Source organism: Streptomyces sp. NPDC059679 (assembly GCF_042734105.1).
GTDB lineage: Bacteria > Actinomycetota > Actinomycetes > Streptomycetales > Streptomycetaceae > Streptomyces.
The window spans coordinates 1-1,700 of sequence record NZ_JBHWES010000192.1; the positions used below are offsets into that span (position 1 = coordinate 1).

Sequence of the window (1,700 nt, forward strand, 5' to 3'; positions counted from 1 at the left end):
TTCGCTGTCAGGTCAGGGCGAAGTACCGCAGCCACAGGTATCCGGCGGCGATGGTGACCGTCACCGCGGTGACGGCCAGGCCGTACTTGGTGAACTGCCAGAACGAGATGGGCTGGCGGTTGCGTTCGGCGATCCCCAGGACCACGACGTTGGCGGAGGCGCCGATGGCGGTGGCATTGCCACCGAGGTCGGCCCCGAGCGCCAGCGCCCACCACAGCACATGGACACCGTCACCCCCGCCGAAGCCGTGCGCCAGGTCAGCGGTGATGGGAGCCATGGTGGCGACATACGGAATGTTGTCGACGACACCGGACAGCACGGCGGAACCGAACACCAGCAGCATCGTCGCGCCGAACTCGCTGCCACCGGTGGCGTCCGCCAGGGCACGGGAGACCTCCCCGATGACACCGGTCTCGATCAGCGAACCCACCATGATGAACAGCCCGGCGAAGAAGGCGAGCGTCGGCCACTCGACCTCCTTCAGCGCCTCACCCGTCTCCACCTTCGAGACAGCGATCAGCAGTCCGGCGCCGAGCAGGGCCACCACACTCGGCGCGTAGTGCAGCACCGGGTGTGCCACAAACCCGACGACGACCAGGGCGAGGACACCCAAGCCCTGGTACAGCAGCCGGTGGTCGCGGATCGCCTCCCGCTCCTCCAGCGCCATCACTTCGGCGGCGCGCTTCTCGTCGTACACGAACACCTCGCGGAACATCACCCGGCACATCACCACCAGAACGACGGTGAGGAGCGCGGCGATCGGCGCCAGATGGACCAGGAAGTCGTTGAAGGTCAGCCCGCCCCGGCTGGCGATGATGATGTTCGGCGGATCACCGACCAGGGTGGCGGTGCCACCGATGTTGGAGGCCATCACCTCGGCGATCAGAAAGGGTGCGGCGGGCAGGGCAAGGCGCTCGCACACCAGCAGGGTGACCGGGGCGACCAGCAGCACCGTGGTGACGTTGTCCAGCAGCGCCGAGGCGGCCGCGGTGATCACTATCAGCATCGCCATCACCCGGAAGGGCCTGCCGCGGGCGCGTTTGACCGACCAGATGGCCAAGTACTCGAACACGCCCGTCTGCCGCAGGACACCGACAATCGCCATCATCCCCAGCAGCAGGAAGATGACGTTCCAGTCGATCCCGGAGTGCTCGTCGAAGAACGCGGCCCCATCGTCGGTGGCGCCGATCGCGAGCATGGCCCCCGCCCCGGCCAGAGCTGCGGCCGTCCGGTGCACATGCTCGCTGATGATCGCCGCATACGCGATGACGAAAACGGCGATCGCCGCCCAGCTGTGCCAGTCGCTCATGTCACCCCAAGGAGTCGTTCCAGCAGATGCGCGGCGGTGATCACACCGAGCAGCCGGGAGCCACCGCGCTCCCGGCCCGGTTCCCGCTCCACCACCGCGATCAGCGGGCTGCGTTCGCGCGCCATGAGCGCGGCGACCTCCAGCGCCGTGTCATCCGGATCCGCGATGGGCGGCTTCCGGCGCTCCCTGGGCAGGCAGTCGGCCACCGGTCGTCCCGCCAGTGCCTGGCACAGCCGGTCCGCGTGCGGTTCGTCCACCACGGCAGCCAGCGTCGGATCCTCCAGCACATAGCCGGGGACCAGCAGCTTGACCAGCGCGGACGCGGGCAGCAGGGCGTACGGCTCCCCGTCGTCGTCCATCACCAGCACCCCGGGCAGCCGCTGCTCGGCCA

Annotated in this window: 2 protein-coding genes; both read right to left on the reverse strand. The window is 68.7% G+C overall.

What is annotated here, in order from left to right; all coding sequences use genetic code 11:
* Positions 1 to 7 precede the first annotated feature (7 nt).
* Positions 8 to 1,309, reverse strand: a complete 1,302-nt coding sequence (locus tag ACFV2X_RS55580; protein WP_385631976.1) for an ArsB/NhaD family transporter — start codon at positions 1,307 to 1,309, stop codon at positions 8 to 10.
* The coding region (locus ACFV2X_RS55585) for a CBS domain-containing protein (RefSeq protein ID WP_385631978.1) at positions 1,306 to 1,700 on the reverse strand (395 nt) is incomplete at its 5' end. The genes ACFV2X_RS55585 and ACFV2X_RS55580, both read right to left, overlap by 4 nt.

Coding starts and splice junctions, on each gene's coding strand:
- ACFV2X_RS55580 (WP_385631976.1), bottom strand. CDS start 1,309: ATGAGCGACTGGCACAGCTGGGCGGCGATCGCCGTTTTCGTCATCGCG.